Consider the following 23,665-nt stretch of genomic DNA (forward strand, 5'->3'; position numbering starts at 1 on the left):
TTGGTCAGTTGGTTCGGTCAGGGGTGAACGGGTTCGGTCTCGGCATAGGGGTCGGCGATGGCGAGGCTGGCGAGCACGCGACGCTCCATCGCCTCCATCTCCTCCGCCTCTTCCGCGACCTCGTGATCATAGCCGAGCAGATGCAGCGTACCATGGACAGCGAGATGCGCGAGATGGTCGGCGATAGGTTTGCCTTCCGCCTCCGCCTCGCGGGCCAGCGTTTCATAGGCGATGGCGATGTCGCCCAGATGGGGATCGCCGCCCTCCCGCGCCACCTCCGGGGTAGGAAAGGACAGCACGTTGGTGGCGTAGTCCTTGCCGCGCCAGTCTCGGTTGAGCGCCTGCAGCGCCGCGTCGTCGGTCAGTTTCACCGCGATCTCGGCGCCATCGATGTCGATCTCGTATTCGGTGAGCGCGCCGGCGCAGGCGGCGTTGACCGCCCGCACCACCAGCGCTTCGGCATCCGTGATCGAGGCCCAGGGCCCGGCCTCGACCAGCACGTCGACCTCGACCTGCGGCGCGGGACTGTCGCCTTCCCCGTTCATGGCCGCGCGATCCCCGCCGGGACCGCCGCCCGCGCCGCCGAATCCTTGCGGTCATAGGCGGCGACGATGCGCCCGACCAGCTCGTGGCGCACCACATCGGCGGCGTTGAAGTGGCACACGTCGACGCCTTCCACGTCCTTCAGCAGCCCCACCGCCTCGGCCAGGCCCGAGGTCTGGCCCGGCGGCAGGTCGATCTGGCTGGGGTCGCCGGTGATAATCATGTGCGAGTTCTCGCCCAGGCGGGTGAGGAACATCTTCATCTGCATGGAGGTGGTATTCTGCGCCTCGTCGAGGATGACGCAGGCATTGGCCAGCGTGCGCCCGCGCATGAAGGCCAGCGGGGCGATCTCGATCTCGCCCGACATCATAGCCCGCTCGACAAAGGCGCGGTCCATCAAATCATGCAGCGCGTCGTAGATCGGGCGCAGATAGGGGTCGACCTTCTCCTTCATGTCGCCGGGCAGGAAGCCGAGCCGCTCGCCCGCTTCCACCGCCGGGCGGGAGAGGATCAGCCGGTCGACCACGCGCCGCTCCAAGAGGTGGACGGCATAGGCGACCGCGAGCCAGGTCTTGCCGGTGCCGGCGGGGCCGACGCCGAACACCAGCGTCTGCCGCTTGAGCGCGCGGATATAGGCGTCCTGCGCGGCGGTGCGGGCGCGCACCGGCCGGCGGCGCAGCTGGATTTCGTCGAAGCTCTGCTTCTTGGTCGCGGGGTCGAACTCGAATAATTGCCCCTGCGCGGCGGCCTCGCGCAGCACGCCCTCGACATCGCCGGGCTGGAGTTCCCCGCCCTTCTTCAGCCGGGCATAGAGCGTTTCCAGCACATGGCGCGCCTGCTCGCAGGCCTCGCGCGGGCCTTCCAGCGTGACATGGTTGCCGCGCTGCTCGGCGACGATTTCCAGCCGCCGCTCGATGAGGGCGAGATTCTGCCCGTAATGGCCGAAAAGCTGGCTGGCGACGCGGTTGTCGTCGAAGGCCAGCACGATCTGCCCGGCGGAATCGTCGTCCGGCGTGTCGATCCAGCGCGGGGCCGCCGGCACGGCGCGCGGCGCCGCGCGCGGGGAGGTGAGGGTCCGTTCCGTCTCGCTACCAGATCCGCTACCAGGTCGACGCACGCTCACGCCTCCAGTTTTTCGCCCTGCCCGATGAAACGCGATTCGCGCGCCGGTCGTTCACCAAAAAACTCGCCGCCGCATATGTCGCCCGAAAGACTCTTGGTGCTGACCTCGCGCACTTCCACTTCCGCCAGCGTGCCGATAGCCTCAAGCGGGGCCTCGACGACGACGGATTGCAGATAGGGCGAGCGGCCGATCAGCTGGCCGGGGAAGCGGCCGGGCTTTTCCAGCAGAATGTCGAAGCGACGGCCACGGCAGGCGGCGTCGAACGCCGCCTTCTGCCGGTCGAGCAGCGCCTGCAGCGCATGGATGCGCTCGGATTTCGCCGCTTCCGGCACCTGCTCGCCCATTCCCGCCGCCGGCGTGCCGGGGCGAGGGGAATATTTGAACGAGAAGGCGGAGGCGAAGCCCACGCGCTCCACAAGGTCCATCGTCTCCGTGAAATCGGCCTCGGTCTCGCCGGGGAAGCCGACGATGAAATCCGAGGAGAAGGCGATGTCCGGCCGGGCCGCGCGCACGCGGGCGACGATGTCGAAGAACAGCTCGCGGTCGTGCTTGCGGTTCATCGCCGCCAGCACCCGGTTGGAGCCGGACTGCACCGGCAGGTGCAGATAGGGCATCAGCGCCGGCAGCTCGCGATGGGCGGCGATCAGCTCGTCATCCATGTCGCGCGGATGGCTGGTGGTGTAGCGCACGCGGGCGATGCCCGGCACCTCGGCGATGCGGCGCACCAGTTCCGGCAGGTTCGCGGTGCGGCCGGCGGCGTCGGCGCCGTGATAGGCGTTGACGTTCTGGCCGATCAGCGTCACCTCGCGCACCCCGGCCTCGGCGAGGCGGATCACCTCGTCGAGAATTTTGGCGAGCGGGCGCGAGACTTCCGCCCCGCGCGTATAGGGCACGACGCAGAAGGTGCAGAACTTGTCGCAGCCTTCCTGCACGGTGACAAAAGCCGTGGGGCCGCGCTTGGCGATCGCCGCCGGGGTCGGCGGAGGCAGGAAATCGAACTTGTCCTCGACCGGAAACTCGGTCTCGACGATGCCGGCGCGCCGGTTATGGCCGCGCCGCGCGGCATCGGCCAGCAGTTCGGGCAGCTTGTGGTAGCTCTGCGGGCCGACGACGAGGTCGACGCCGCGCGCGCGCTTGAGGATTTCCCCGCCTTCCGCCTGCGCGACGCAGCCGGCGACCGCCACCATCTGCCGGCGACCGGCTTCTTCCTGCGCCTTTTTCAGCCGGCCGAGCTCGGAATAGACCTTCTCGGCGGCCTTCTCGCGGATATGGCAGGTGTTGAGGATGACGAGATCGGCGTCGTCCGGGCTGTCGGTTTCGACATAGCCCTCTTTCGCCAGCGTGTCCGTCATGCGCTGGGCGTCATAGACGTTCATCTGGCAGCCGAAGGAGCGGACGTAGAGCTTGCGCGTATCACTCATTGCGTGTCGATCGACCCGTGCCGGGCGCCCACAGGGAGCCGCGCGGCGTCTTGCGTTGGAAACCCGAGGGCGCGGTGGGCGCGTTCCCGCAAGGCGCCCTCGTTGCTCGCCGCTCGTTCCCACCTCGGTCGACTGCAGGTCGAGATCGTCCACGTCTCCGCGATTGACGCCTATGCCCCTGTGTAGCGGGATTTGCGCGAAAAGGAAATGCGCGGGACGGGCGGCAGCGGGGGCCGGCATGGCGAATTTGCGTGATTTTCCTCAGCCGTGACGCCCGTTCAGCGCCTGCGCCAGCAAGTGGCGCACCGCGCGCTCGGCCTCCTGCGCCGCCGCCTTGCGGCCGCCCGCCGCCAGCGGGGCGCCGAAGCGCAGCTCCACCTCGACGCCGCCGCGCCGCAGCACCTCCATCAGATGCGGGGCGAGGTCCATGTCGCCATACCAGGCGAGATGCGGGCGCCCGGCGCGGCCGACCGGCAGGCCGGCGAGGCCGATATAGGCGATGGCGAGCGGCTGGATGGTGGCCGCCGCGCCTTCCTCCTCGCCCATGCCCTGGCGGGCGGCGCCGATCAGCGCCGAGCGGAAGGGCAGTACCCGGTTGCCGTCGCTCGACGTGCCCTCGGCGAACAGCACCACCGGATCGCCGTCATTCATCCGCGCCGCCATTTCCCCCGCCACCCGCCCCGTCGCCGTGCGGGAGGTGCGGTCGACGAAGATGGTGCGCTGGAGCTTCGCCAGCAGGCCGATGCCCGGCCAGCGCGCCACCTCGCTCTTGGCGACGAAGCACAGGGGCAGGCGCGAGCCCAGCACCAGAATGTCGAGCCAGGACACATGGTTGGCGACGATCAGCAGCGGCCGTGCGGGCGCCGGCGCGCCGACCACCCGCACCCGCACGCCGATGAGCGCCAGAACGAGTCGGTGATAGAGCAGGGGAATCGTTCGCCGCGTCGGCAGCCGTAGCGCCACCGACAGCCATTGCAGGGGAATGCCCAGCAGCGTGACGAGCACGACCGGCACGATCACCAGCCACGCCCGCACGGCTTCAGTCCTTCTTGGGGTCGAGCGGCACGCCGTAAAGCTCCAGCCGGTGGCCGACGAGACGGTAGCCGAGCTTGCGGGCGATCTCTTCCTGCAGCTGCTCGATCTCTTCGGAGCGGAACTCCACCACTGTGCCGTTGCGCAGATCGATGAGATGGTCGTGATGCTCGTCCGGCACCGGCTCGTAGCGCGAGCGGCCGTCGCGGAAATCATGGCGGGCGATGATGCCGGCATCCTCGAACAGCTTCACCGTGCGGTAGACGGTGGAGATGGAGATGCGGTCGTCCACGGCGACGGCGCGGCGGTGCAGTTCCTCGACATCGGGATGGTCCTGCGCATCAGTGATGATGCGAGCGATCACCCGGCGCTGGTCGGTCATCCGCAACCCCAGCGTCACGCAGGCTTCCTCGATCGCGGTCGGCTTGTCGTTCATTCCTCGGCCTGTTTCCTTCAGCCCGCAAGTCTCGGTGCATTCCCGCCCGCTCCGCCTTATGGCGCAGCGATGCGGGCGAGGGCAATGGTTTCCTCAGGCGATGTCCCGCCGCATGGTCAGCGCGGCCACCGGCGCGCCGGCGCCATTGCGATAATAGCCCGGCCGGCGGCCGATCTCGCGGAAGCCGGTGCGGGCATAGAGCTTCAGCGCCGCGGCATTGCCGTCCTCGACTTCGAGGAACACGGTACGGTAGCCCTCCGCCGCCAGCGTGCCGAAGGCGGCTTCCACCAGCCGGCGGCCGAGCCCGGCGCCGCGCCGGCGGCTGTCGACTGCGACCGAGAGAATCTCCATCTCCGGCGCCACCCCGCTCAGCAGGATGAAGCCGACCGGCATGCCGCCGGGGCCGTCGGTGGCCACCAGGCCGCGCGTCAGCCGGTTGGCGATCAGCCGCTCGAATTCGGCCGCGTCCCAGCCGATGCGGAAGGATTGCGCGTGCAGGCGGGCCAGCGCCTCGGCATCGCCGGGGCGGACCGTGCGCAGCGTCGCCTCGCCGGGGCGGGCGCGGGTCATCCAGTCGAGCCAGGCCGGCAGCCGGCTCATCGCCGGGCGATCCGCCCGCCGGTCTGCGGCTTGGCGTCGGCGTCGCGCAGATAAAGCGGCTTGGGTTCGGAACGGGCGGGGTCGGCGACGCTGGCGATCCGCGCCAGCCATACCGGGTCCGGCGTCGCGGTGGCGCGCACCTCCAGCGGCGGCTGCGCGCCCATCGGCCAGGCGTCGACCAAGAGGCCGGCGCCGGAACCGACCAGCCGCACCGGCCCGTTGGCGACCGAGCGCGCCGCATCCTTCGCCGCCATGGCGCGCGGGCTCACCAGAACCCGGCCGGCGGGGCCGATCATCTGCAGATAGACATTGCCATGGCGGGCATCGATGGCGGCGGCCACCGGAACCGCATCGTCGCGCGCCAGCAGCGGGGCGGCGAGCACGGTGAGCGTCGGCAGGCCAAGCACCGGCTTGCCGGTGGCGAGGCCGAAGCCGCGCGCCGCCGACAGGCCGACGCGCAGGCCGGTGAAGCTCCCCGGCCCGACGGTGACGGCGAACAGGTCGATATCGGTAAAGGCCGCGCCGGCGGCGCTCATTACCCGCTGCACCATCGGGATCAGCGATTCGGCATGGCCGCGCGCCATGACGACATGCTCCATCGCCCGCGTCGCGTCGGTGTCCATGTCGTGCAGGGCCGCCGAACAGGCGTCGAGCGCGGTGTCGATGGCGAGAATCAGCATGGGCCAGAATCAGCAGGGTGGAGCGCGGTCATCGTTCCACCATGCACCTGCGCGCGCCCCTATGGAAAGGGCGCGCCCGCAGCGGCGGTCAGACCGGGCGCACTTCCACCACGTCGGGAACGAAATGGCGGAGCAGGTTCTCGATTCCGTTCTTCAGCGTGGCGGTGGAGGAGGGGCAGCCGGCGCAGGAGCCCTTCATGGCGAGAAACACCACGCCATCCTTGTAGCCGCGGAAGGTGATGTCGCCGCCATCATTGGCCACCGCCGGGCGCACGCGGGTGTCGATCAGCTCGCGGATCGTGTCGACCAGCCCGGCATCCTTGGCCTCGAAGAAGGCGTCGTCGGCGGTGTGCGCGTGGTCCTCGGGCAGGATCGGCTGGCCGGAGACGAAATGCTCCATGATGGCGCCGAGAATGGCGGGCTTGAGATGCGCCCACTCGCCCTGTGCCTTGGTGACGGTGACGAAATCCGAGCCGAAGAACACACCGGTGACGCCGGGCACCTCGAACAGGCGCACCGCCAGTGGCGAGCGCGCGGCCTCCTCGGCGTCGCGCGCCTCGAATGTGCCGTCGCCGAGCACGGAACGGCCGGGCAGGAACTTCAGCGTGGCGGGATTGGGGGTGGCTTCGGTCTGGATGAACATGTCGGTCTCCTTGCCAACCGGGGTTCAAGGCCGCGGCGACGGGGGAATGTGCACTTTAGATAAGCTCTCACCGGCGCGAGGGGAAGGGCGTCGCGGCGCCGCGCCCGTTTACACCCGCCGGCTCACGCCAGCGCGTCGATCTCGCTGTCGGAGAGCGCGCCCGGCACCAGGGTAACGGGCACCGGCAGGCTCGCCCACATGCCTTTGGCCAGCGAGGCGATGAGCGGCCCCGGTCCTTCCTTGCCGGTGCCGGCGGCGAGCACGAGGATGGCGATGTCCTCATCCTCCTCGATGACGGCGAGGATCTGGTCGGCGACCGTGCCCTCGCGCACCACCCGCTCGGTGTCGACGCCGGCAATGCCTTCCGCCCGGGCGGAGAGCAGATCGAGCCGCGCCTCGGCCTTGTCGGTCGCTTCCGCCCGCATCAGATCGGCGACGCCGAGCCACTGGCTCGGCGCCTCTTCCAGCTGCAGCACGGCGAGCAGCACAACGGCGCCGCCGGTGCGCGCCGCGCGCCGCGCGGCGTAATAGAGCGCGCGGTCGCATTCCGGCGTATCGTCCGCCAGCACGAGGAACTTCCGGCGGTGGCCGGGCTCATGGCTTTGGCGCCGGCGCGGCATGGGCTCCCTCCGGGCGAATGCAACCGCTGAAGGCTAGCGCACGAAGCCGACGATGTCGCGCACGCTCGCCATGGTGGCATCTGCCAGCGCGCGGGCGCGGGCGGCGCCGTCGCGCAGGATGGCGTCGATATGGTCCGGCTCGGCGACGAGGCGCTGCATCTCCGCCCCGATCGGCCCGAGCTTGGCCACGGCGAGGTCGACCAGCGCCGCCTTGAAGGTGGAGAACTGCCCGCCGCCGAACTGGGCGAGCACTTCTTCCTTCGCGACATTGGCGAGGGCGGCATAGATGCCGACCAGATTCTCCGCCTCCGGCCGGCCTTTCAGCCCTTCCGCCTCGGAGGGCAGCGGCTCGGGATCGGTCTTGGCCTTGCGGATCTTCGAGGCGATGAGGTCGGCATCGTCGGTCAGGTTGATGCGCGAGAGGTCGGACGGGTCCGACTTCGACATCTTCTTGGCGCCGTCGCGCAGGCTCATCACCCGCGCCGCCGGCCCGCCGATCAGCGGCTCGGGCAGCGGGAAGAACGCCTCGCCCAGCCCGTTGGCGGCGATGGAGGGGCCGAAATCATTGTTGAACTTCTGCGCGATGTCGCGGGTCAGCTCCAGATGCTGCTTCTGGTCCTCGCCGACAGGCACATGGGTGGCGCGGTAGAGCAGGATGTCGGCGGCCATCAGGTTCGGGTAGGCGTAAAGGCCCACCGAGGCGTTCTCGCGGTCCTTGCCGGCCTTTTCCTTGAACTGGGTCATGCGGTTGAGCCAGCCGAGGCGCGCCACGCAGTTGAACACCCAGGCAAGCTCGGCATGGCCGGAGACCTGGCTCTGGTTGAACACGATGTGCTTGGTCGGGTCGATGCCGGCGGCGATGAAGGCGGCGGTGACCTCGCGGATCTGCCGCTTCAGGTCGGCCGGGTCCTGCCACACCGTGATGGCGTGCATGTCGACCACGCAATAAAGGCAGTCATGACTGTCCTGCAGCGCGACGAAGCGCTGGATGGCGCCGAGATAGTTGCCGAGATGCAGGTTTCCGGTCGGCTGGACGCCGGAAAACACGAGCGGCTTGAATTCCATGTCGGAACGTCCTGTGGTCTGCGCCCTGCCGTGCCGCGGGAATGCCCCCGGCGCGGGGGCGCTATGGCACGCATGACCTTCAGGGGCAAGCACCTTCAACGCCCGCGCGTCTGTTGAACGGCTAGCGGCGCAGGGCCGCCCGCAGCGCGGTCAGGGTGACACCGCCGAGCGTCAGCGCCAGCCCGGCATAGACCGCGCCGCCGAGCGCCACCAGCCCGATCAGCGCGCCGGCGGCGGCGAGCCCGCCCTGGGCCAGCAGGCTCTCGCAGCCAAGGCGCGCCAGCAGCACCGTTCCCGCCATGGCGAGCGCCGCCAGGCTGAGCCGGAGCAGCTGCCGGCGGAGGGGTTTCCCCAGCACCACCAGCCGCCGGCGGGCGAGGCCGAGGGCGAGACCGCCAAGCGCGACGAGGCTGGACACCAGCACCCCCAGCGCCGGCCCCGCCACGCCGAGCGCCCCCACGGTGAGAAAGCCCGCCAACGCGCCGAGCGGCAGCGCGGCCAGGCTGGCGCGGGTGACGAGCCGCGGCAGGCCGGACGCGAAGGCAATCGCGATCAGCACCTTCTCCAGCGCCTGCGCCGGCAGGGTCAGCGCCAGCAGGGCGAGGGCGGTGGCGGTGAGTTCGCTCGCCTGAGGATCGAAGGCGCCGCGCTGGAACAGCACCACCACGATGGGATGGGCCAGAACGGCGAGGCCGAGCGCGGCCGGCAGCGAGAGCGCCAGCGCGGCGATGAGGCCGCCGGCCCCGAGCGCGGTCGGGCTGGAACCGGGTTCCTCCGCCGTGCCGCGCCCGCCCGCCAGCGCCGGCAGCAGCACCGCTCCGGCGCTGGCGCCGACGAGGCCGAGCGGCAATTCGACCAGCCTCGTGGCGTAGAACAGGGCCGCGACGCCGCCGCCAAGGCCGGAGGCCGCCGCCGCCGCGATGAGAAAGCGCAGCTGCGGCAGGGCGGCGGCCAGCAGCGGCGTCGCCGAACCGGCGAGCAGCGGCAGGGCCGCCTTGAGGTCGGCCGGCGCGAGAGTGAGCCGGACAAAGCCGCGCGGCAGGGCGGCGGCGTTCAGCACGAGCTGCGTCAGCGCCCCCGCCACGACGCCGGCCGCCAGCCAGATGAGCGCGGCGGACGCGCTGATCGTGTGGGCGCCGGAGAGCCAGAGCAGCAGGAGCAGGCCGATCACCGCGACATTGGCCGCCGCCGGCGCCATGGCGGGCCGGGCGAAGCGGCCGGCCGCGTTGGCGAAGGCGGCGAACACCCCGGCGAGCAAGGCGAGCGGCAGGCAGATCACGGTGAGCCGCCCGGCCAGCACCGCGCCCGCCGCGCGCGGGCCGTCGCCGTCAAAGCCCGGCGCCAGGACGCTCACCACGGCCGGCATGAACAGGAACAGAAGCCCCGCGACCAGCAGTCCGGCGAGGGCGAACACCATCACCACCGCCCCGGCCAGCGTCCGGCGCGCCGGTGCGTCCTCCGCCCGCGCCAGAGCCGGCAGCAGCGCGGCGTTGAGCGCCCCCTCGCCGAGCAGCCGGCGGGCGATCTGCGGCACGGCGAGGCCGGCGACGGAAGCTTCCGCCACCAGCCCGGTGCCGAACAGCGCCGCCACCCCGGCGTCACGGGCGAAGCCGAGCACGCGCGAGGTCAGGGTGAGCAAAGCGACGGTGGAGGCGTGGCGGAGCAGGGCCATCGGCTAGCCATAGTCGGCCCGCGCCCGGAGGGGAAGCGGGCCGGGATGTCGAGCGTCCCCACCCGGCGCCATCATTGCGGTGGGCGCGCCCGTCTGCTACCGCGTGACCCGCCCTCGTTCCCGGCAAAACCTTGCGGAGAAACGCCGTCCATGACCGTCCCCCAGCTCGATGTGATCGGCTTCGGCAACGCCATCGTCGACGTGATTTCCCGCACCGAGGACGGCTTCCTCGACCGTCACGGCATGCGCAAGGGCGGCATGACGCTGATCGACGAAGAGCGCGCCGAGGCGGTCTATGGCGCCATGGGGCCGGGGGTGGAGATTTCGGGCGGCTCGGCCGCCAATTCCATGGTCGGCATCGCCGCGCTCGGCGGCCGGGCCGGCTTCATCGGCAAGGTGCGCAATGACGAGCTGGGCGGCATCTTCGCCCATGACATCCGCGCCGCCGGCGTCGCCTATGCCACGCCCGCCGCGACGACCGGTCCGGCCACCGCGCGCTGCCTCATTCTGGTGACCCCGGATGGCGAGCGCACCATGAACACCTATCTCGGCGCGGCGCAGGACCTCTCCCCCGCCGATGTCGACGCCGCCATGGTCGCGGGGGCGAAGGTCACCTATCTCGAAGGCTATCTCTGGGACCCGCCGCCGGCCAAGGAGGCCTTCCTCAAGTCCGCCGCCATCGCCCATGAGGCGGGGCGCACCGTGTCGCTCACCTTGTCCGACGCTTTCTGTGTCGGGCGCTACCGGGCGGAATTCCTGAATCTCCTGCGCGCCGGCACGGTCGATCTCGTCTTCGCCAATGAGGCGGAGCTGATGTCGCTCTACGAGACCGATTTCGACGCCGCCCTCGCCCAGCTGCGGCAGGAGGCGCGCCACGCCGTCGTCACCCGCAGCGAAAAGGGCGCGCTGGCGGTCATGGGCGGTGAGATGGTGTCGGTGCCGGCGTTTCCGGTGGCGAAGGTGGTGGACACGACCGGTGCGGGCGACCTGTTCGCCGCCGGCTATCTCCACGGCTTCGCCAAGGGCATGGCGGCGGGCGAGTGCCTCGCGCTCGGCGCGCTCTGCGCGAGCGAGATCATCAGCCATATCGGCGCCCGGCCGGAGCGTTCGCTGAAGGACTATGCCGGCGAGAACGGCCTGAGCGTGTAGAGCGTTTTCGAGCGAAGTGGATACCGGTTCGCGTGAAGAAAACGCGACAAAACAAAGAATTGGATCATTTCACTGTTTCCGTGAAACGGTGAAATGATCTAGCCGGCAAAAAAGAACAGGCCGGTGAGGGGCCGGCCTGCTGGAAGTTGGGAAGTGTCCTGCCCCTGAGGGCAGGAGTCCGCTGGAACCCCGCCGGAAGGCGGGGGAATCTGTCAGTTGCGAAGACGGGCGGCGGATGAAATGCGCCGCCCGGCGCGCTCAGAATTCGTCGCCGCCGCCGCCGAACCAGTCGCCGCCGCCGAAGAAGCCGCCATCATCCACGGCCCCGGCATCCTCGGCGCCGGTGTCCACCGGCTCGTCGGCCGCCGCCGGCTCCTCCGCAGGAGCCTCGGCGGCCTTGGCTTCGCCGCCGCCGAACATGCCGGCAATGGCGCTGCCGAGCAGCACGCCGCCGGCGACGCCCATCGCCGTCTGCGCTGCGCCGGCAAGGAAGCCACCGCCGCCGAAGCCCGGCCGGCCGAAGCCGCCCGGCTGCGCGCCCGGGCCGCCGGCAGCGCCTGGCGCGCCCATGGGCTGGCCCGCCGCCGCGCCGGACTGCCAGGCCGGGGAAGCGCTGGCCGGAATGGCGCTGCCGCCCTCATAGCCGGCCGCGCTGCGCGGCATGGAGGGGACGCCGCTGCGCCGCGCCGGGGGCTGGCTGGAGCCGAACAGCCCGCCGAAGAGGCCGCCGCCGCTGGCGGGCTGCGCCGCCGTCTCCTGCGCCTGCCGCTCCAGTTCCTCGATCCGCGCCTGCGCCTGCTGCAGGGCGTAGTCCTGCATCACGATGGTCTGCGCCATCAGATAGGGCGCGGCCGGCTGCTGGGCGATGCGCTGGGCGATGAAGCCCTCGGCCTGCGGGTCGCGCGGGCCGGACTGGCGCTCGGCCTCGGCAAGCTTGGCGAAGAGGCCGTCAATGGCCTGGCGATCCTGGTCGTTCATGGGTGCGTTCCCTTGGCGAAATGCCGCCTCACTCCCGCTCGCCGGTGAAATTCAGCAGAAGCTGGAAGATGTTGACGAAGTTGAGATAGAGCGAGAAGGCGCCGAACACGGCGAGCTTCTGCTGCGATTCCGCGTCGAAATTGTCGGCGTACTGTTCCTTGATCGACTGGGTGTCCCAGGCGGTCAGGCCGACGAAGACGAGGATGCCGACCACGGAGACGATGAACTGCAGCATCGTCGAGCCGAGGAAGATGTTGACGAGGCTTGCGATCACCACGCCGATCAGGCCCATGATCAGGAACGAGCCGAACTGCGAGAGGTCGCGCTTGGTGGTGTAGCCATAGAGGCTGGTGGCGCCGAACATCGTCGCGGCGATGAAGAAGGTACGCGCGATCGAGGTGCCGGTGAACACCAGGAAGATCGAGGCCATGGACAGGCCCATCACCGCGCAGAACGCCCAGAACATGGTCTGCGCCGCGCTGCCCGACATGGACTGCATGCGGAACGAGAAGAACAGCACGAAGGCGAGCGGGGCCAGCATCACCACCCATTTCAGCGGGGTGGAGAAGATCGGCACATAGAGCGCCGGCGTGGTGCCGACGATGAAGGCCACGGCGCCGGTGAGCACGAGGCCGAGGGCCATGTAATTGTAGACCCGCAGCATGTGGCGGCGCAGGCCCTCGTCATAGACGGCCTGGTCGACGCTCGCGGTGCGGGACCACTGGAAGCCGGAATTCGGCGTGTTCATGTCAGTCTCCTGATGCGGATCATCTGGGTTCAGTAGAGCGTCCGGGCAAGGCGCGCGGCCGCCCGGTCGAGATCACGAGTGTCGGCGGAGGGGCCCGCCTGCGCGACCAGCGCATAGGCGACCTCGCCCACCTGCCAATAGGCGGCGTTCAGGCCGTCGCGCGGCACGGTGGTCGCCGGCACCACGTCGAAGCCGCCCGGCCGCACGGCGAACAGCGAGGCGGTGCCGATCTCCCCGGCCTCGACAGTCATTTCCACGCTGGGGCCGAAGGTGGAGGGGAACACCTGCACATCCGCCACTTTCCACCCCTCCGGCAAAGCCGGCATGACGATGGCGGTGGCGGCGCGGATCTCCAGCGGGTCGTAATGGCTGGCGCCGGGCTGCGAGGGCATGTCGGCGCGCACCATCGCGGTGCGGTGGGCGCGCAGCGCGTCCTCCAGATAGGCCGGCGGCAGGCCGGAGGCGACGACGCGGCTGACGCCGAGATGGCCGAACTGGGCGTTCGCCATCCAGCCGGCGCCGACCAGCAGCGCCACCATGGCGGCGATGCGCAGCCGCCGGGTCCAGCGGGCGCGGGCGAGCGCGCCCTGCAGCCGCCGCGCCGCTTCCGCCGTCGCCAGCCGCGCCGTGGCGGCGGAGGCGGCGCGCGGCGTCTCGGCCAGCGCGAGGCGCAGCTCGTCGCGGATGCGCAGGTCGCCCATCACCCGCGAGGCGGCGGCGGGGTTGGCGCTGAGATAGGCCTCGACATCGATACGCCGCGCCACGCTGAGCTGGTCGTCGACATAGGCCTGCAGATCGTCGCCGGAGACGGGATCAACGGGTTGGCTCATCCGTACCTCCTACGATGCGCAGGCGCGCCGGGCCTTCCCCCGCGCCGCCCTCTTCCATCGCCCGCAGCGTCGCGCGGGCACGCGACAGGCGGGACATCAGCGTGCCCTGCGGAATGCCGAGCGTGGCGGCGGCTTCGGCATAGCCGAGCCCCTCAATGGCGACGAGATGCAGCGCCGCGCGCTGTTCCTCCGGCAGGGCCATGAAGGCGTCGCGCACCTGGGCGAGGCGCAGCCGGTGCTCCTGCGCCGGCGCGGCGCTGGTCTCCGCGAGGTCGAGGCTTTCGGCCTCGCGGCGCGCCTCGGCGACGCGCGAGCGGCGGCGGTCGATGAACACATTGTGCAGCACCGAGAGCAGCCAGCCGCGCAGCGCCGCCCCGCGCGGCGCCGCGCCGCGCTCCGCCTTGCCGGGCGTGGCGCGCTCGGCATCGAAGCTGCCGCGGCGCTCATAGGCGCGCACCAGCGCGTCATGCACCAGGTCCTCGGCCTCGACATCGTCGCGCGTCAGCGAACGCGCATAGCGCCGCATGACGCCGAGCTGGGCCGGCACGTCGAAGGAGGTCTCGTCGCGCTTCATGTCCCGTATACGGAGCCGTTGCTGGCTTTCATCCCGCCATGTGCGGAAATTTTTGCGTCCGCTTCCGGCATAGTCCGTCATCGGGCCGGGGGCCGTTCACATCCACGCAAGCGGGGCGGGCGCGGGTGGCGCCGCACCCATGCACAGGAAGGGGAGGCCCCCTTCCGTCCACGCGCTTGCGGCGAGGGGCGGGGCGGGCCTAACTGGCCGCCGCGCCGAGGGCCGGCGCCGCGTCGGCAAGGGATGGTGATGGTGCAGAAGGCGACAGGCGACGGCTCCGGCATCCTGCCCGACCTCGCCGCCCAGGCGGACGAACTGAGCCACTGGCGGCGCACCCTGCATGCGATGCCGGAAACCGCCTTCGAGGAACACCGCACTTCGGCCTTCGTGGCGGAGAAGCTCGCGAGCTTCGGCCTGCCGGTGCAGCGCGGCCTCGCCGGCACCGGGCTGGTGGCGACGCTGAAGGGCCAGCTCGGCGACGGCCCCGCTATCGGCCTGCGCGCGGATATGGATGCGCTCGACATTCATGAGGCGACCAACCTGCCCTGGCGTTCCGACACGCCCGCCAAGATGCACGCCTGCGGCCATGACGGGCACATGACCATGCTGCTCGCCGCCGCGCGGCATCTCAGCCAGAAGCCGGACTTCGCCGGCACGGTGCATTTCATTTTCCAGCCGGCGGAAGAGAATGAGGGCGGCGGAAAGGTGATGGTCGAACAGGGGCTGTTCGACCGCTTCCCGATGCAGGCGGTGTATGGTCTGCACAACTGGCCCAACGCGCCGTTTGGCACGTTTCTCGGCCGGCCCGGCGCCATGTTCGCGGCCTTCGACATTTTCGAGGTGAAGGTGATCGGTCGCGGCGCCCATGCGGCGATGCCCCAGCGCGGCATCGACCCGGTGCTCACCGCCGCCCATATCGTCACCCAGCTGCAAGCCATCGTCGCCCGTGCGGTCAACCCGCAGGAGGCGGCGGTCGTCAGCGTCACCCAGATCCATGGCGGCGATACCTGGAACGTCATTCCCGACGAGGTGGTGCTGCGCGGCACGGTGCGCAGCTTCGCCCCGGCGGTGCGCGATCTCGTGGAGGCGCGGCTGCGCGCGATCGTCGACGGGGTGTGCGCCGCGCAGGGGGCGCGGGCGGACATCCGCTATGAGCGCCGCTATCCCCCGCTGGTGAACCACGATGCCGCGTTCGGCGATGCGCTGGCGGCGGCGCGGGCGACGGTGGGCGATCAGGTCGATCCCGCCTTCGAGCCGATCATGGCGGCGGAAGATTTCGCTTACATGCTCGAAGCCGTGCCGGGCGCCTATCTCTGCCTTGCCAGCGGGCCGGGCCCGAATCTGCACAACGCCGCCTATGATTTCAACGACGCGCTGCTGCCGGTGGGGGCCAGCTACTGGGTCCATCTGGTGCGGCAGCGGCTCGCGCCGGCGGCGCGCAACGGGCGCGCGGGCGAGAGCGTGGGTGAGTGAGTTGAGAGTGCGCCTGTCGTGACCGCCGCTTCCCCCTCCGCGCCGCCCGATGGTCGCACGCCCTTCATCATCGGGCTCGGCATGGCCCAGCTCTGTTCCTGGGGCAGCCTCTATTACAGTTTCCCGCAGATCGCGCAGGCGATGGGAGCCGATCTCGGCTGGTCCAAGGCCGAGCTTTACGGCGCGGCGACGCTCGGCCTCGCCTTTTCCGGCCTCGCCGCCTATCCCGCCGGGGCCGCCATCGACCGCGGCCATGGGCGGGCGGTGATGGCCGGCGCGTCGCTGCTGGCCGGGCTGCTGCTGGCGCTGTGGTCGCAGGTGTCGAGCCTCGTCCTGTTCTATGTCGCGGTGGCCGGCATCGGCGCGGTGCAGGCGGCGACGCTCTATGAGCCGGCCTTCGCCGTGGTGGCGCGGCGGGCGGGGCCGCTGCAGGCGCGCCCGGGCATCACCGCGCTCACTCTGTGGGGAGGCTTCGCCTCCACGGTCTTCATTCCGCTGATCCAGGTGCTGCTCGATGCTTTCGGCTGGCGCGGCACGCTGCTGGTTCTGGCGGCGATCAATATCGGGCTGTGCGCGACGGCGAATTTCCTCGCAGCCGGGGTTGGGCGCGACGCGCCGCCGGCGCGGCTGTATCCCGCGGGCGCCCCGCGCTCGGTCATCGGCGAGGTGCTGCGCCAGAAGGTGTTCTGGGCGCTGGCGGTGGCTTTCACCGCCTATGCCGCCATGTTCTCCGGCTTCACCTTCCACATGTACCCGCTCTTGGTGGAACGCGGCTTCGACACCGCCACCGTGGTCAGCGCCATCGCCTTCATCGGCCCGGCGCAGGTCGGCGGACGCATTCTCGTCACCCTGCTGGCGCCGCGCGCGCCGGTGCGGGTGGTCGGCTCCGTCATCGTCGCGGTGTTCCCGCTGGCCTTTCTGGCGCTGGAGCTGATGCCACCGGATTTCGTCTATGTCGCGCTGTTCGCCCTCGCCTATGGCTCGGTCAACGGCATCCTCACCATCGTGCGCGGGCTGGTGGTGCCGGAACTGCTGACCCGCCGCGCCTATGGCGCAGTGAACGGCGTGCTCTCCGTGCCCGCCACCTTCTCCCGCGCGCTGGCGCCGGCGGGCATGGCGATGCTGTGGACCGCCACCGGTTCCTATGACGCGGTGCTGATGGGGGTGATCGCCCTTGCCGTGCTGCTGGCGCTCGGCTTCTGGAGCGCGGCGGCGCTGGCTCGCCCACTCGACGAGCGTGATTAGCCCGCGAGCATGCCGGCCGCGCCGTCCCAGGTCAGCTTCAGCGAGATCAGGAACAGCGCGCCCATCACCAGCCGGTAGAACAGCTTCTCCGGCAGGCGCCGTGTCAGCCAGACGCCGGCGAAGGTCGCCGCTACCGCCACCGGCATCAGGAGCGCGGTGACGGTGAGATTGGCCGGGTTGAGCTGGCCGAGAGCGGCATAGGGGATGAGCTTGAGGGCATTGATGGCGGCGAAGGTCAGCGTCGTCGTCCCGGCATAGACCATCTTCGGCAGGCGCTGCGGCACCACATACATCTGGTAGGGCGGGGCGCCGCCATGGCTGACGAAGCTGGTGAAGCCCGATACCGCGCCCCAGAACAGCCCGCGGGGCACATCCGCCGGCCGCGCCGCCGCCCCCGCCCTGCCGAGCCAGCGGATGAGGCAGAAGGCGAGGCCGATCAGCCCGACGATCAGCATCACCTCGGCATCGGTGACGAGGGAGGCGGTGGCCCAGCCAATGCCGATGCCGAGCGTGGCGGCGGGAATGAGGATGGCGAGGTTGCGCCCGGAGAATTCCCGCCGGTACGCCCACACGCCGAACATGTCGCTGATGACATAGACCGGCAGCAGCAGGCCGGCGGCGGTCACCGGGGACATGAACAGCGCCAAGGTGGGCACGGCGAGCGAGCCGATCATCGGCACCCCGCCCTTGCTCATGCCGACGAAGAAGGCCGCGAGGCCGGCGGCGAGGGCGAAACCGAGATCGGGCACGAACATGAAGGGAGAGACCGGCGCGGGGACGGGAGGAGAGGCCCCCTCCCGTGGGAAGAAGGGGAGAAGGGGCCCGCCCTCCTCCCGGCATGGGCGATCAGGCCGCCTTGGCGCCGTCGATCCGCTTGGCGACCAGGGCGCGCAGCGAATTGAGATCGCGCACGAACTGGCGGATGCCCTCGGAGAGCTTTTCCGTCGCCATCTGGTCCTCGTTGAGCCTGAAGCGGAAGCCGCGCTCGTCGAGATGCAGCCGCTCCGGCGCGCCGTCGGTATTGGCGGGGTCGAGCTTGCGCTCCAGCGTGCCCTCGTCGGCGGCGAGCTGGTCGAGCAGCGACGGGCCGATGGTCAGCCGGTCGCATCCCGCCAGAGCCTCGATCTCGCCGGTGTTGCGGAAGGAGGCGCCCATCACCACGGTGGGGATGCCGTGCTTCTTGTAATAGGCGTAGATCTGACGCACCGAGACGACGCCCGGGTCGGTCTCGGAGGTGAACGGGCCCTCGCCCGCCTTCACGTGCCAGTCGAGGATGCGACCGACGAAGGGCGAGATCAGGAAGGCGCCCGCATCCGCCGCCGCCGCCGCCTGGGCCAGCGAGAACAGCAGGGTGAGATTGCAGTCGATGCCTTCCTTCTGCAGCACTTCCGCCGCGCGGATGCCTTCCCAGGTGGAGGCGATCTTGATGAGGATGCGCTCGCGGCCGACGCCGCGCGCCTCATAGGCCTTGATGAAGGAACGGGCCTTGGCCAGCGTCGCTTCGGTGTCGAAGGACAGGTCGGCATCCACCTCGGTGGAGACGCGGCCGGGAACGATCTTCGCCAGTTCGGCGCCGAAATTCAGCGCCAGCCGGTCGCAGGTCGCGGAAACCACGGCGTCCGAGGTGCCGCCCTGCTTGGTGCCCCAGTCGAGCGCCTCGTCGACGAGGGAGGAATAGGCCGACATTTCCGCCGCCTTGAGCAGCAGGGTCGGGTTGGTGGTGCAGTCCTGCGGCTTCAGGCGGCGCACCGTCTCGATATCGCCGGTGTCGGAAACGACAACGGTCATGGCACGCAGTTGGTCGAGCTTGGAGGGCATGGCGCTATCTCTCTTCTCGCGGGAAAGGACCCCGTGGTCCTGTCCGCAGGCACGGAGCAACGGATCGGCTTCGTTGGACCACATTTGGGGCGCTGTCTTCAAGCTGCGCAAGCGATGACGCGCATGTGACATTGCCACGCGAACGGCCTTGTCGCGGCGTCGGGACAGGCGTAAATCTTTCAACCCTGCGAGAGGCTTGGGCCGGCGGGACCTTCCATGGACGATATTCACTACCGCGAATACAAAATCCTGCTGCGCCCTGAGCGCTTTTTCGATCCGCACCAGTTCGAGGTCTACTGGCACAAGCTGGGACAGATCGCCCCCGAGTTCAAGGTCGGGGTGACGACGAACAAGGACGGCTTCAAGCGCCAGGTGCGCGAGGTGCTGTTCTACGACACGCCGGATTACGACCTCTACCGCAACGCCTTCATCTTGCGCAAACGCACCTTCTACACCGATGGCTGGCCCGAGCCGGAACATGAGCTGACGCTGAAGTTCCGCCATCCCGAACTCGCCGTCGCGGCGGCGGTGGATGTGGTGCCGCATCTGAGCGGCAAGGCCGACATCAAGTTCAAGGAAGAACTGCTGCCGCTGAAGGACAGCCTCGGTGGCATGCGCTCGCTCTATTCGCATAATTGCGTTTTGCTGAGCCCCGGCATCGTGCTGGACGCCGGGCTGGAGCGCATCACCTCGGTTTTTCCGGAACTGGCGGAACATTGCCCGGCCGACAAGGCGGCGACCATCGCGCTGGTGAACAACCTCCCGGTCGAGGAGGTGCAGGTGAATGTCGGCTCGTTCGATTTCGGCCATGGGCTGGAAGCCAAGGCCACCATCGCAGTGTGGCGCGACCGGGCGACGGAGAGCTCAATCATCGGCGAGTTCGCCTTCCAGGCGAAATTCGACCGCTACGACGCGCTCCATGCCAAGGCGCTGACACGCTCGGAGGAGTTTTTCCGCGCGGCACAGACGCAGGCGCCGGAATGGGTCAAGCTCGGCGCCACCAAGACCGCGCTGGTGTATAATTTCGGCAAGCAGCTGGTCGCCAGCCACGAGGGCTGAACACGCCGCTGCGCGCCTTCCGGGAACCGCCCCGCATGACCTCCTCCACCCCGCCCGTGCCGGGCGCTACCGCCGAAGGCGAGCCGCCCGCCCCCTATGCGGTGCCGCGCAACGTGCCGCTGTGGGAGATCTTCGTCACCTTCCTGTTCATCGGCGCCATCAGCTTCGGTGGGGGCGTAGTGGCCTATCTGCGCGCCAGCCTGGTGATCAAGAAAGGCTGGCTGGACGAGGACCATTTCCTCTCCGCGCTGGGAATCTCGCAAGCGCTGCCGGGCCTCAACGCCACCAATATGAGCATCATCGTCGGCGACCGGCTGCGCGGCCTGCCGGGCGCCCTCGTCGCCTTCACCGGCATGACGCTGCCCGGTGGCAGCATGGTGCTGGCTCTCGGCGTCGCCTATGCCGCCAATGCCCATAACCCCTATGTCAACGCCACCCTGGTCGGGGTCGGCGCGGCGGCGGTGGGCATGCTCTCGGCGGTGACGCTGCAGATCGGCCACAAGCAGCTCGGGCAGATTCTGAACGTCGCCATCATCGCCGCGACCGTGCTGATGGTCAGCGTGCTGCACATCTCGCTGATCTGGGTGCTGCTCACCGTGGGCCCGGTGGCGGTGTTTCTGTTCCGCCCGCGCAAGGGCGCCGAGGGGGCAGACGAGGCCGATGCCCGCGAAAGGAAGGCGCCATGAACGAGAATCTCTCAGTTCTCGGCGTCTTCTCCCTGCTCTCGATTCTCGCGGTGGGCGGCGGCGCCGCCGTGCTGCCGGAAACCAAGGAACTCGTCGTCGGCACCTATCACTGGCTGAACGACGACCAGTTCCGCGACATTTACGGCCTCGGCCAGGTGGTGCCGGGGCCGAACATGCTGATGGTCATCGTCATCGGCTACCACGTCACCGGCTTCATGGGCGCGCTGATGGCCTTTGTCGGCTTTTTCCTTCCGGCGGGGGCGCTGTCCTGGGCGGCCTCGCGGGTTTGGGACCATTTCGAGGGCTCGCCCTGGCGCCGCTCGCTGCAGCAGGGGCTGGCGCCGCTGGTGGTGGGGCTGATGGCCTCGGGCACCATTTCCATCGCCCGCACGGCGATCGACGGCACGCTCACCGTCATCATCGCCTTCGCCGTTTTCGCCGGGGTCTATTGCGTGAAGAAGGTGAACCCGGCGCTGCTGGTGCTCGGCGGCGGGCTGGTCGGCCTCGCCTTGCTCAGCGGCACCGGGGCGGGGATGCCGCCGTCCTGACCCTGCCCTCAAAGGGCGATGGAGCGATCAGCCGCGGCGTTCCGGCAGATAGGGGCTGACCGCATGGGCGAGGCCGGGTGCGGTCAGGCTTTGCAGCCACACCTTGCCCGGGCCGGACAGCCGCACCAGGAACAGCCCGTCGCCGCCGAACAGCGCGTTGCGCACGCCGCGCATCGTCGTCAGCTCGAAGGAGACGCTCTCCTCGAACAGCCCGACATGGCCGGGATGGACCAGCAGCTGCTGGCCGGGCTGAAGCTCATAGGTCACCAGTTCGCCGCTCAGTTCGACATAGGCGCTGGCCTGCCCGGCGAGCCGCTGCAGCACGAAGCCCTCGCCGCCGAACACCGCCCCGCCCAGCGTCTGCTGGAAGGCGGTGGTCACCTCGATGCCCGGCGTGCCGCAGACGAAGCCGTGGCGATGGGCGAGGTAGGCACGGCCGGGGCTGATCTCGATTTCCACGAAATTGCCGGGCAGCTTGGCGGCGAAGGCGACATTGCCCGGCCCACGCTCGGCATGGAACTCAGTCATGAACAGGCCGCCGCCGGACACCGCACGGCTCACCAACCCGAGCAGGCCGCTCGCCCCGCCGCCGGCGGTGGAGGTGGTGAGCACGATGTCACCCGACATCCAGGACAGCTGGTCCGGCACGCCGAGGATGCGGTCGCCGGCGTCAAGCTGGAGTTCGAGCACGGGTAGCGTGGTGCCGATGATTTTCGAGCGCATGGATGGCCTCCGAATGGCGCCGCCGCACGCGGCGCGGGATGCGGGGCCGAGATTAGGCGAAGCCGCGCCCGCTGTCGCCCGCAGCCGCGCCGGGCAGAGAAAATTTCCATGGACGCATGGGGTTACGGCTGGTGCTGAGATAGTGTCGTGGTATCCTTGCACGGTATCACCACCTTGTCCCTTCGGGAGTGCTTTATGCGTTATCCGTCGTTCGCCTCCGCCGTCGCGCGGCTGCGCCAGGCGGCGTTTGCCGTTGCCCTGGCGGTCGCCGCCTTCACCGCCGCCGGCCTCGCCAGCGGCACCGCCGAAGCCGGCGTCGCCACGCCCGGCCTCGCCGCTCCTTCGGCCGTCGCCGCTGACACGCTGGCCCCCTCCGGGGCGCTTACCGAGAATGTCGGCTGGGTCTGCGGTCCGTTCCGCTGCTTCTGGCGGCCGAATTATAACTGGTATGTGCCTCCCTATGCCCGTGGCTGGGGGGCGCCGGTGCGCCCGAACTGCTACTGGCGCCGTAACTGGGGTGGCGGCTGGGTGCATGTCTGCCCGTGAGGCCGTGCGGCCTGAAACGCAGGCCGCGCCGCTTCGTGCTTCATCATCCGGAGAAAGGGCGCGTCTCCCGCGCCCTTTTTCATGCCGTGCCATGCCGGCCCTCGCCATGCCGGCCCTCGCCGTCGCGAAAGTCCTGAGACGCCCATGCCAGAGGGTTATCGCCCGCTTCTCTTCGCCACCCTCGCCACGCTGGTCGCCGGCTTCGTCGATGCGGTCGGCTACGCCCATCTCGGCGGGCTGTTCCTCTCCTTCATGAGCGGCAATAGCACCCGCCTCGGTATCCAGCTGGCCGAAGGCCATGGGGCGATGGCGCTGTTCACCGCCTCGGTTATTGGCGGATTCGTCGCCGGCGCCTTTGTCGGCACGTTGATCACCGACGCGGTCGGCGAGTGGAAACTGGTCGCGGTGCTGGGCAGCGAGGTCGTGCTGTTCGCGCTGGCGGCGGTCCTCGCCGGCCTCGATGCCGGGCGGCTGGCGCTGCTGCCGGTGGCGCTCGCCATGGGCATGCAGAACAGCGTGCACCAGATCATCGCGGGGGCGGATATCGGCAAGAGCTTCGTTACCGGGGCGCTGTTCGGCTTCGGCCAGGCGCTGGCGCGCTGGATGAAGGGGCGCGGCGGACCGGTGGAGGCGCTGGCCTATGCCGGGTCCTGGGCGTCCTTCGTCACTGGCGCCGGCATCGGTGCCCTGCTGCTGGCGGCGAGCGGGCTGGTACCGTCGCTGGTCGCCGCCTGCCTGCTGCTCGCCGGCCTTACCGCAACCGCCTTTGCCTTTCACGGCCATCTGGTGCGGCCCATTGGCAAGGAGGGCGGCGACTGAGAGGGGCTGAGGGCACCGGCGTCAGTCCCGCGCGCTCAGTTCCCGCTCGCCGCGATGGACAGTGAGTTCGCCCGTCCGCCCGGCGCCGCGCCGGCGATAGACGCTCGGCCGGCGGTGTTTGAGCGCCCCGCGGCGGGCGCGGCGGGCGCGCATCTCCCCGATCACCAGCCGGCCGATCATCGTGTAAGCGGGTTGGTGGCTGCCATCGGCCAGCGTCACCAGCATCGGCCGGCCGAGCGCCGCGCTCCAGCCGCGCCACTCCGCCACCACATCGTCGATATGCGGCGCGCTATAAAGCGTCACCGACAGCGCCGGGTCCTCATGCACCAGCACGATGGCGACCCCGTCATCGTCGCCCTCCGGGTCGAGCAGCGTCACCGCCAACCCGCGATAGGCGTGGAGCGGGCGCGCCGCCTTCATCGCCACCCCGGCGACGCGGCGGTGCAGCACCACCCGGTCGAGGCCGATCTCGATCTGCCGCACCCCTTCATCGGCCCCGTCATCGGCGGCCTCGAACCGCAGCGGCCAGCCCTCCTGCGTGGCGGGCCGGGCCAGCGCCACATAGGGGACCAGCGCCACCGGCGGCCTCAATTGTGCTTCCATCATCCGTTGACGCATCACGCATCTCCCCGCC

27 protein-coding genes are annotated in these 23,665 nt (G+C 69.9%); 8 read left to right on the forward strand and 19 right to left on the reverse strand.

What is annotated here, in order from left to right:
* Window positions 1–17: 17 nt before the first annotated feature.
* The 11 genes from ybeY to J2S75_RS05300 all read right to left on the reverse strand — a co-directional run bounded on the left by ybeY (window position 18) and on the right by J2S75_RS05300 (window position 9,835).
* The gene (gene ybeY, locus J2S75_RS05250) at window positions 18–545 is read right to left on the reverse strand and encodes an rRNA maturation RNase YbeY (protein ID WP_307018771.1); all 528 of its coding nucleotides are present in this window, start codon (window positions 543–545) and stop codon (window positions 18–20) included.
* Complete coding sequence (locus J2S75_RS05255; protein WP_307019153.1) at window positions 542–1,585, reverse strand: PhoH family protein; 1,044 nt, start codon at window positions 1,583–1,585, stop codon at window positions 542–544. Before J2S75_RS05255 ends, ybeY begins: the two co-directional genes overlap by 4 nt.
* Before the next feature lie 77 nt (window positions 1,586–1,662).
* Complete coding sequence (gene miaB, locus J2S75_RS05260) at window positions 1,663–3,087, reverse strand: tRNA (N6-isopentenyl adenosine(37)-C2)-methylthiotransferase MiaB (RefSeq protein ID WP_307018772.1); 1,425 nt, start codon at window positions 3,085–3,087, stop codon at window positions 1,663–1,665.
* Window positions 3,088–3,348: 261 nt separating this feature from the next.
* Window positions 3,349–4,122, reverse strand: coding sequence for a lyso-ornithine lipid O-acyltransferase (olsA, locus tag J2S75_RS05265; protein ID WP_307018773.1), 774 nt, complete (start codon window positions 4,120–4,122; stop codon window positions 3,349–3,351).
* Between the two features lie 4 nt (window positions 4,123–4,126).
* Window positions 4,127–4,555 carry a Fur family transcriptional regulator gene (locus tag J2S75_RS05270; RefSeq protein ID WP_307018774.1) on the reverse strand — a complete coding sequence of 143 codons (429 nt, stop codon included), beginning with the start codon at window positions 4,553–4,555 and terminating at the stop codon, window positions 4,127–4,129.
* A gap of 93 nt (window positions 4,556–4,648) precedes the next feature.
* Window positions 4,649–5,155 (reverse strand): GNAT family N-acetyltransferase, encoded by a 507-nt coding sequence (locus J2S75_RS05275; protein WP_307018775.1) that lies wholly within the window; start codon window positions 5,153–5,155, stop codon window positions 4,649–4,651.
* Entirely contained in the window at window positions 5,152–5,835 is a 684-nt protein-coding gene (tsaB, locus tag J2S75_RS05280) for a tRNA (adenosine(37)-N6)-threonylcarbamoyltransferase complex dimerization subunit type 1 TsaB (protein WP_307018776.1), read from the reverse strand. Before tsaB ends, J2S75_RS05275 begins: the two co-directional genes overlap by 4 nt.
* 88 nt (window positions 5,836–5,923) lie before the next feature.
* The gene (locus J2S75_RS05285; protein ID WP_244379869.1) at window positions 5,924–6,478 is read right to left on the reverse strand and encodes a NifU family protein; all 555 of its coding nucleotides are present in this window, start codon (window positions 6,476–6,478) and stop codon (window positions 5,924–5,926) included.
* A 122-nt stretch (window positions 6,479–6,600) separates the two neighbouring features.
* Window positions 6,601–7,098: a universal stress protein gene (locus J2S75_RS05290; protein ID WP_307018777.1), complete on the reverse strand. Its 498-nt coding sequence runs from the start codon at window positions 7,096–7,098 to the stop codon at window positions 6,601–6,603.
* A gap of 33 nt (window positions 7,099–7,131) precedes the next feature.
* Entirely contained in the window at window positions 7,132–8,163 is a 1,032-nt protein-coding gene (gene trpS, locus J2S75_RS05295) for a tryptophan--tRNA ligase (protein WP_307018778.1), read from the reverse strand.
* A gap of 121 nt (window positions 8,164–8,284) precedes the next feature.
* A complete protein-coding gene (locus J2S75_RS05300; RefSeq protein WP_307018779.1) occupies window positions 8,285–9,835 on the reverse strand; it encodes a lipid II flippase MurJ in 1,551 nt (516 codons plus the stop codon).
* A gap of 150 nt (window positions 9,836–9,985) precedes the next feature.
* Here J2S75_RS05300 and J2S75_RS05305 point away from each other — a divergent pair, with 150 nt between their 5' ends.
* Window positions 9,986–10,984: an adenosine kinase gene (locus J2S75_RS05305; RefSeq protein WP_307018780.1), complete on the forward strand. Its 999-nt coding sequence runs from the start codon at window positions 9,986–9,988 to the stop codon at window positions 10,982–10,984.
* Between the two features lie 258 nt (window positions 10,985–11,242).
* Here J2S75_RS05305 and J2S75_RS05310 read toward each other — a convergent pair whose 3' ends face one another.
* The 4 genes from J2S75_RS05310 to J2S75_RS05325 are packed head-to-tail and all read right to left on the reverse strand — an operon-like array spanning window position 11,243 to window position 14,114.
* Window positions 11,243–11,962: a DUF2076 domain-containing protein gene (locus J2S75_RS05310; RefSeq protein ID WP_307018781.1), complete on the reverse strand. Its 720-nt coding sequence runs from the start codon at window positions 11,960–11,962 to the stop codon at window positions 11,243–11,245.
* 28 nt (window positions 11,963–11,990) lie between these two features.
* Window positions 11,991–12,710: a Bax inhibitor-1/YccA family protein gene (locus tag J2S75_RS05315; RefSeq protein ID WP_307018782.1), complete on the reverse strand. Its 720-nt coding sequence runs from the start codon at window positions 12,708–12,710 to the stop codon at window positions 11,991–11,993.
* 29 nt (window positions 12,711–12,739) lie between these two features.
* The gene (locus tag J2S75_RS05320; protein WP_307018783.1) at window positions 12,740–13,540 is read right to left on the reverse strand and encodes an anti-sigma factor family protein; all 801 of its coding nucleotides are present in this window, start codon (window positions 13,538–13,540) and stop codon (window positions 12,740–12,742) included.
* Window positions 13,524–14,114 carry a sigma-70 family RNA polymerase sigma factor gene (locus tag J2S75_RS05325; protein ID WP_307018784.1) on the reverse strand — a complete coding sequence of 197 codons (591 nt, stop codon included), beginning with the start codon at window positions 14,112–14,114 and terminating at the stop codon, window positions 13,524–13,526. The genes J2S75_RS05320 and J2S75_RS05325 overlap by 17 nt, the downstream gene beginning before the upstream one ends.
* Before the next feature lie 249 nt (window positions 14,115–14,363).
* On the opposite strand from J2S75_RS05325, the gene J2S75_RS05330 reads away from it, so the two are divergent.
* Complete coding sequence (locus tag J2S75_RS05330) at window positions 14,364–15,587, forward strand: M20 aminoacylase family protein (protein WP_307018785.1); 1,224 nt, start codon at window positions 14,364–14,366, stop codon at window positions 15,585–15,587.
* A gap of 18 nt (window positions 15,588–15,605) precedes the next feature.
* On the forward strand, window positions 15,606–16,832 hold the full coding sequence (locus J2S75_RS05335; protein ID WP_307018786.1) for an MFS transporter: 1,227 nt from the start codon (window positions 15,606–15,608) through the stop codon (window positions 16,830–16,832).
* On the opposite strand, the gene J2S75_RS05340 is transcribed toward J2S75_RS05335, so the two are convergent.
* Window positions 16,829–17,587: a sulfite exporter TauE/SafE family protein gene (locus J2S75_RS05340; protein WP_307018787.1), complete on the reverse strand. Its 759-nt coding sequence runs from the start codon at window positions 17,585–17,587 to the stop codon at window positions 16,829–16,831. The genes J2S75_RS05335 and J2S75_RS05340 overlap by 4 nt on opposite strands.
* 91 nt (window positions 17,588–17,678) lie before the next feature.
* Window positions 17,679–18,650, reverse strand: a complete 972-nt coding sequence (tal, locus tag J2S75_RS05345) for a transaldolase (protein ID WP_307018788.1) — start codon at window positions 18,648–18,650, stop codon at window positions 17,679–17,681.
* Between the two features lie 216 nt (window positions 18,651–18,866).
* On the opposite strand from tal, the gene J2S75_RS05350 reads away from it, so the two are divergent.
* From J2S75_RS05350 to J2S75_RS05360, 3 genes are read left to right on the forward strand one after another with little or no spacing between them, the layout of a single operon-like run.
* The gene (locus J2S75_RS05350) at window positions 18,867–19,709 is read left to right on the forward strand and encodes a hypothetical protein (protein ID WP_307018789.1); all 843 of its coding nucleotides are present in this window, start codon (window positions 18,867–18,869) and stop codon (window positions 19,707–19,709) included.
* A 35-nt stretch (window positions 19,710–19,744) separates the two neighbouring features.
* Window positions 19,745–20,395, forward strand: a complete 651-nt coding sequence (locus J2S75_RS05355) for a chromate transporter (protein WP_307018790.1) — start codon at window positions 19,745–19,747, stop codon at window positions 20,393–20,395.
* On the forward strand, window positions 20,392–20,943 hold the full coding sequence (locus J2S75_RS05360) for a chromate transporter (RefSeq protein ID WP_244379854.1): 552 nt from the start codon (window positions 20,392–20,394) through the stop codon (window positions 20,941–20,943). The genes J2S75_RS05355 and J2S75_RS05360 overlap by 4 nt, the downstream gene beginning before the upstream one ends.
* A gap of 27 nt (window positions 20,944–20,970) precedes the next feature.
* Here J2S75_RS05360 and J2S75_RS05365 read toward each other — a convergent pair whose 3' ends face one another.
* A complete protein-coding gene (locus J2S75_RS05365; RefSeq protein WP_307018791.1) occupies window positions 20,971–21,666 on the reverse strand; it encodes a TIGR00266 family protein in 696 nt (231 codons plus the stop codon).
* A 195-nt stretch (window positions 21,667–21,861) separates the two neighbouring features.
* Here J2S75_RS05365 and J2S75_RS05370 point away from each other — a divergent pair, with 195 nt between their 5' ends.
* Both J2S75_RS05370 and J2S75_RS05375 read left to right on the forward strand, forming a co-directional pair.
* A complete protein-coding gene (locus tag J2S75_RS05370) occupies window positions 21,862–22,212 on the forward strand; it encodes a hypothetical protein (protein WP_307018792.1) in 351 nt (116 codons plus the stop codon).
* A gap of 144 nt (window positions 22,213–22,356) precedes the next feature.
* Window positions 22,357–23,031, forward strand: coding sequence for a YoaK family protein (locus tag J2S75_RS05375; RefSeq protein ID WP_307018793.1), 675 nt, complete (start codon window positions 22,357–22,359; stop codon window positions 23,029–23,031).
* 21 nt (window positions 23,032–23,052) lie between these two features.
* Here the strand turns inward: J2S75_RS05375 and J2S75_RS05380 are convergent, their stop codons facing one another.
* Window positions 23,053–23,649, reverse strand: coding sequence for a DUF6101 family protein (locus tag J2S75_RS05380; protein ID WP_307018794.1), 597 nt, complete (start codon window positions 23,647–23,649; stop codon window positions 23,053–23,055).
* Window positions 23,650–23,665: the final 16 nt, after the last annotated feature.

The organism is Ancylobacter polymorphus, assembly GCF_030813495.1.
Lineage (GTDB): Bacteria > Pseudomonadota > Alphaproteobacteria > Rhizobiales > Xanthobacteraceae > Ancylobacter > Ancylobacter polymorphus.

What these genes read in the sequence shown, in the direction of transcription:
- ybeY (WP_307018771.1), bottom strand. Translation starts at nt 545, where the DNA reads ATGAACGGGGAAGGCGACAGTCCCGCGCCGCAGGTCGAGGTCGACGTG.
- miaB (WP_307018772.1), bottom strand. Translation starts at nt 3,087, where the DNA reads ATGAGTGATACGCGCAAGCTCTACGTCCGCTCCTTCGGCTGCCAGATG.
- J2S75_RS05270 (WP_307018774.1), bottom strand. Translation starts at nt 4,555, where the DNA reads ATGAACGACAAGCCGACCGCGATCGAGGAAGCCTGCGTGACGCTGGGG.
- J2S75_RS05275 (WP_307018775.1), bottom strand. Translation starts at nt 5,155, where the DNA reads ATGAGCCGGCTGCCGGCCTGGCTCGACTGGATGACCCGCGCCCGCCCC.
- tsaB (WP_307018776.1), bottom strand. Translation starts at nt 5,835, where the DNA reads ATGCTGATTCTCGCCATCGACACCGCGCTCGACGCCTGTTCGGCGGCC.
- J2S75_RS05285 (WP_244379869.1), bottom strand. Translation starts at nt 6,478, where the DNA reads ATGTTCATCCAGACCGAAGCCACCCCCAATCCCGCCACGCTGAAGTTC.
- J2S75_RS05290 (WP_307018777.1), bottom strand. Translation starts at nt 7,098, where the DNA reads ATGCCGCGCCGGCGCCAAAGCCATGAGCCCGGCCACCGCCGGAAGTTC.
- trpS (WP_307018778.1), bottom strand. Translation starts at nt 8,163, where the DNA reads ATGGAATTCAAGCCGCTCGTGTTTTCCGGCGTCCAGCCGACCGGAAAC.
- J2S75_RS05300 (WP_307018779.1), bottom strand. Translation starts at nt 9,835, where the DNA reads ATGGCCCTGCTCCGCCACGCCTCCACCGTCGCTTTGCTCACCCTGACC.
- J2S75_RS05305 (WP_307018780.1), top strand. Translation starts at nt 9,986, where the DNA reads ATGACCGTCCCCCAGCTCGATGTGATCGGCTTCGGCAACGCCATCGTC.
- J2S75_RS05310 (WP_307018781.1), bottom strand. Translation starts at nt 11,962, where the DNA reads ATGAACGACCAGGATCGCCAGGCCATTGACGGCCTCTTCGCCAAGCTT.
- J2S75_RS05315 (WP_307018782.1), bottom strand. Translation starts at nt 12,710, where the DNA reads ATGAACACGCCGAATTCCGGCTTCCAGTGGTCCCGCACCGCGAGCGTC.
- J2S75_RS05320 (WP_307018783.1), bottom strand. Translation starts at nt 13,540, where the DNA reads ATGAGCCAACCCGTTGATCCCGTCTCCGGCGACGATCTGCAGGCCTAT.
- J2S75_RS05325 (WP_307018784.1), bottom strand. Translation starts at nt 14,114, where the DNA reads ATGAAGCGCGACGAGACCTCCTTCGACGTGCCGGCCCAGCTCGGCGTC.
- J2S75_RS05330 (WP_307018785.1), top strand. Translation starts at nt 14,364, where the DNA reads ATGGTGCAGAAGGCGACAGGCGACGGCTCCGGCATCCTGCCCGACCTC.
- J2S75_RS05340 (WP_307018787.1), bottom strand. Translation starts at nt 17,587, where the DNA reads ATGTTCGTGCCCGATCTCGGTTTCGCCCTCGCCGCCGGCCTCGCGGCC.
- tal (WP_307018788.1), bottom strand. Translation starts at nt 18,650, where the DNA reads ATGCCCTCCAAGCTCGACCAACTGCGTGCCATGACCGTTGTCGTTTCC.
- J2S75_RS05350 (WP_307018789.1), top strand. Translation starts at nt 18,867, where the DNA reads ATGGACGATATTCACTACCGCGAATACAAAATCCTGCTGCGCCCTGAG.
- J2S75_RS05355 (WP_307018790.1), top strand. Translation starts at nt 19,745, where the DNA reads ATGACCTCCTCCACCCCGCCCGTGCCGGGCGCTACCGCCGAAGGCGAG.
- J2S75_RS05360 (WP_244379854.1), top strand. Translation starts at nt 20,392, where the DNA reads ATGAACGAGAATCTCTCAGTTCTCGGCGTCTTCTCCCTGCTCTCGATT.
- J2S75_RS05365 (WP_307018791.1), bottom strand. Translation starts at nt 21,666, where the DNA reads ATGCGCTCGAAAATCATCGGCACCACGCTACCCGTGCTCGAACTCCAG.
- J2S75_RS05370 (WP_307018792.1), top strand. Translation starts at nt 21,862, where the DNA reads ATGCGTTATCCGTCGTTCGCCTCCGCCGTCGCGCGGCTGCGCCAGGCG.
- J2S75_RS05375 (WP_307018793.1), top strand. Translation starts at nt 22,357, where the DNA reads ATGCCAGAGGGTTATCGCCCGCTTCTCTTCGCCACCCTCGCCACGCTG.
- J2S75_RS05380 (WP_307018794.1), bottom strand. Translation starts at nt 23,649, where the DNA reads ATGCGTCAACGGATGATGGAAGCACAATTGAGGCCGCCGGTGGCGCTG.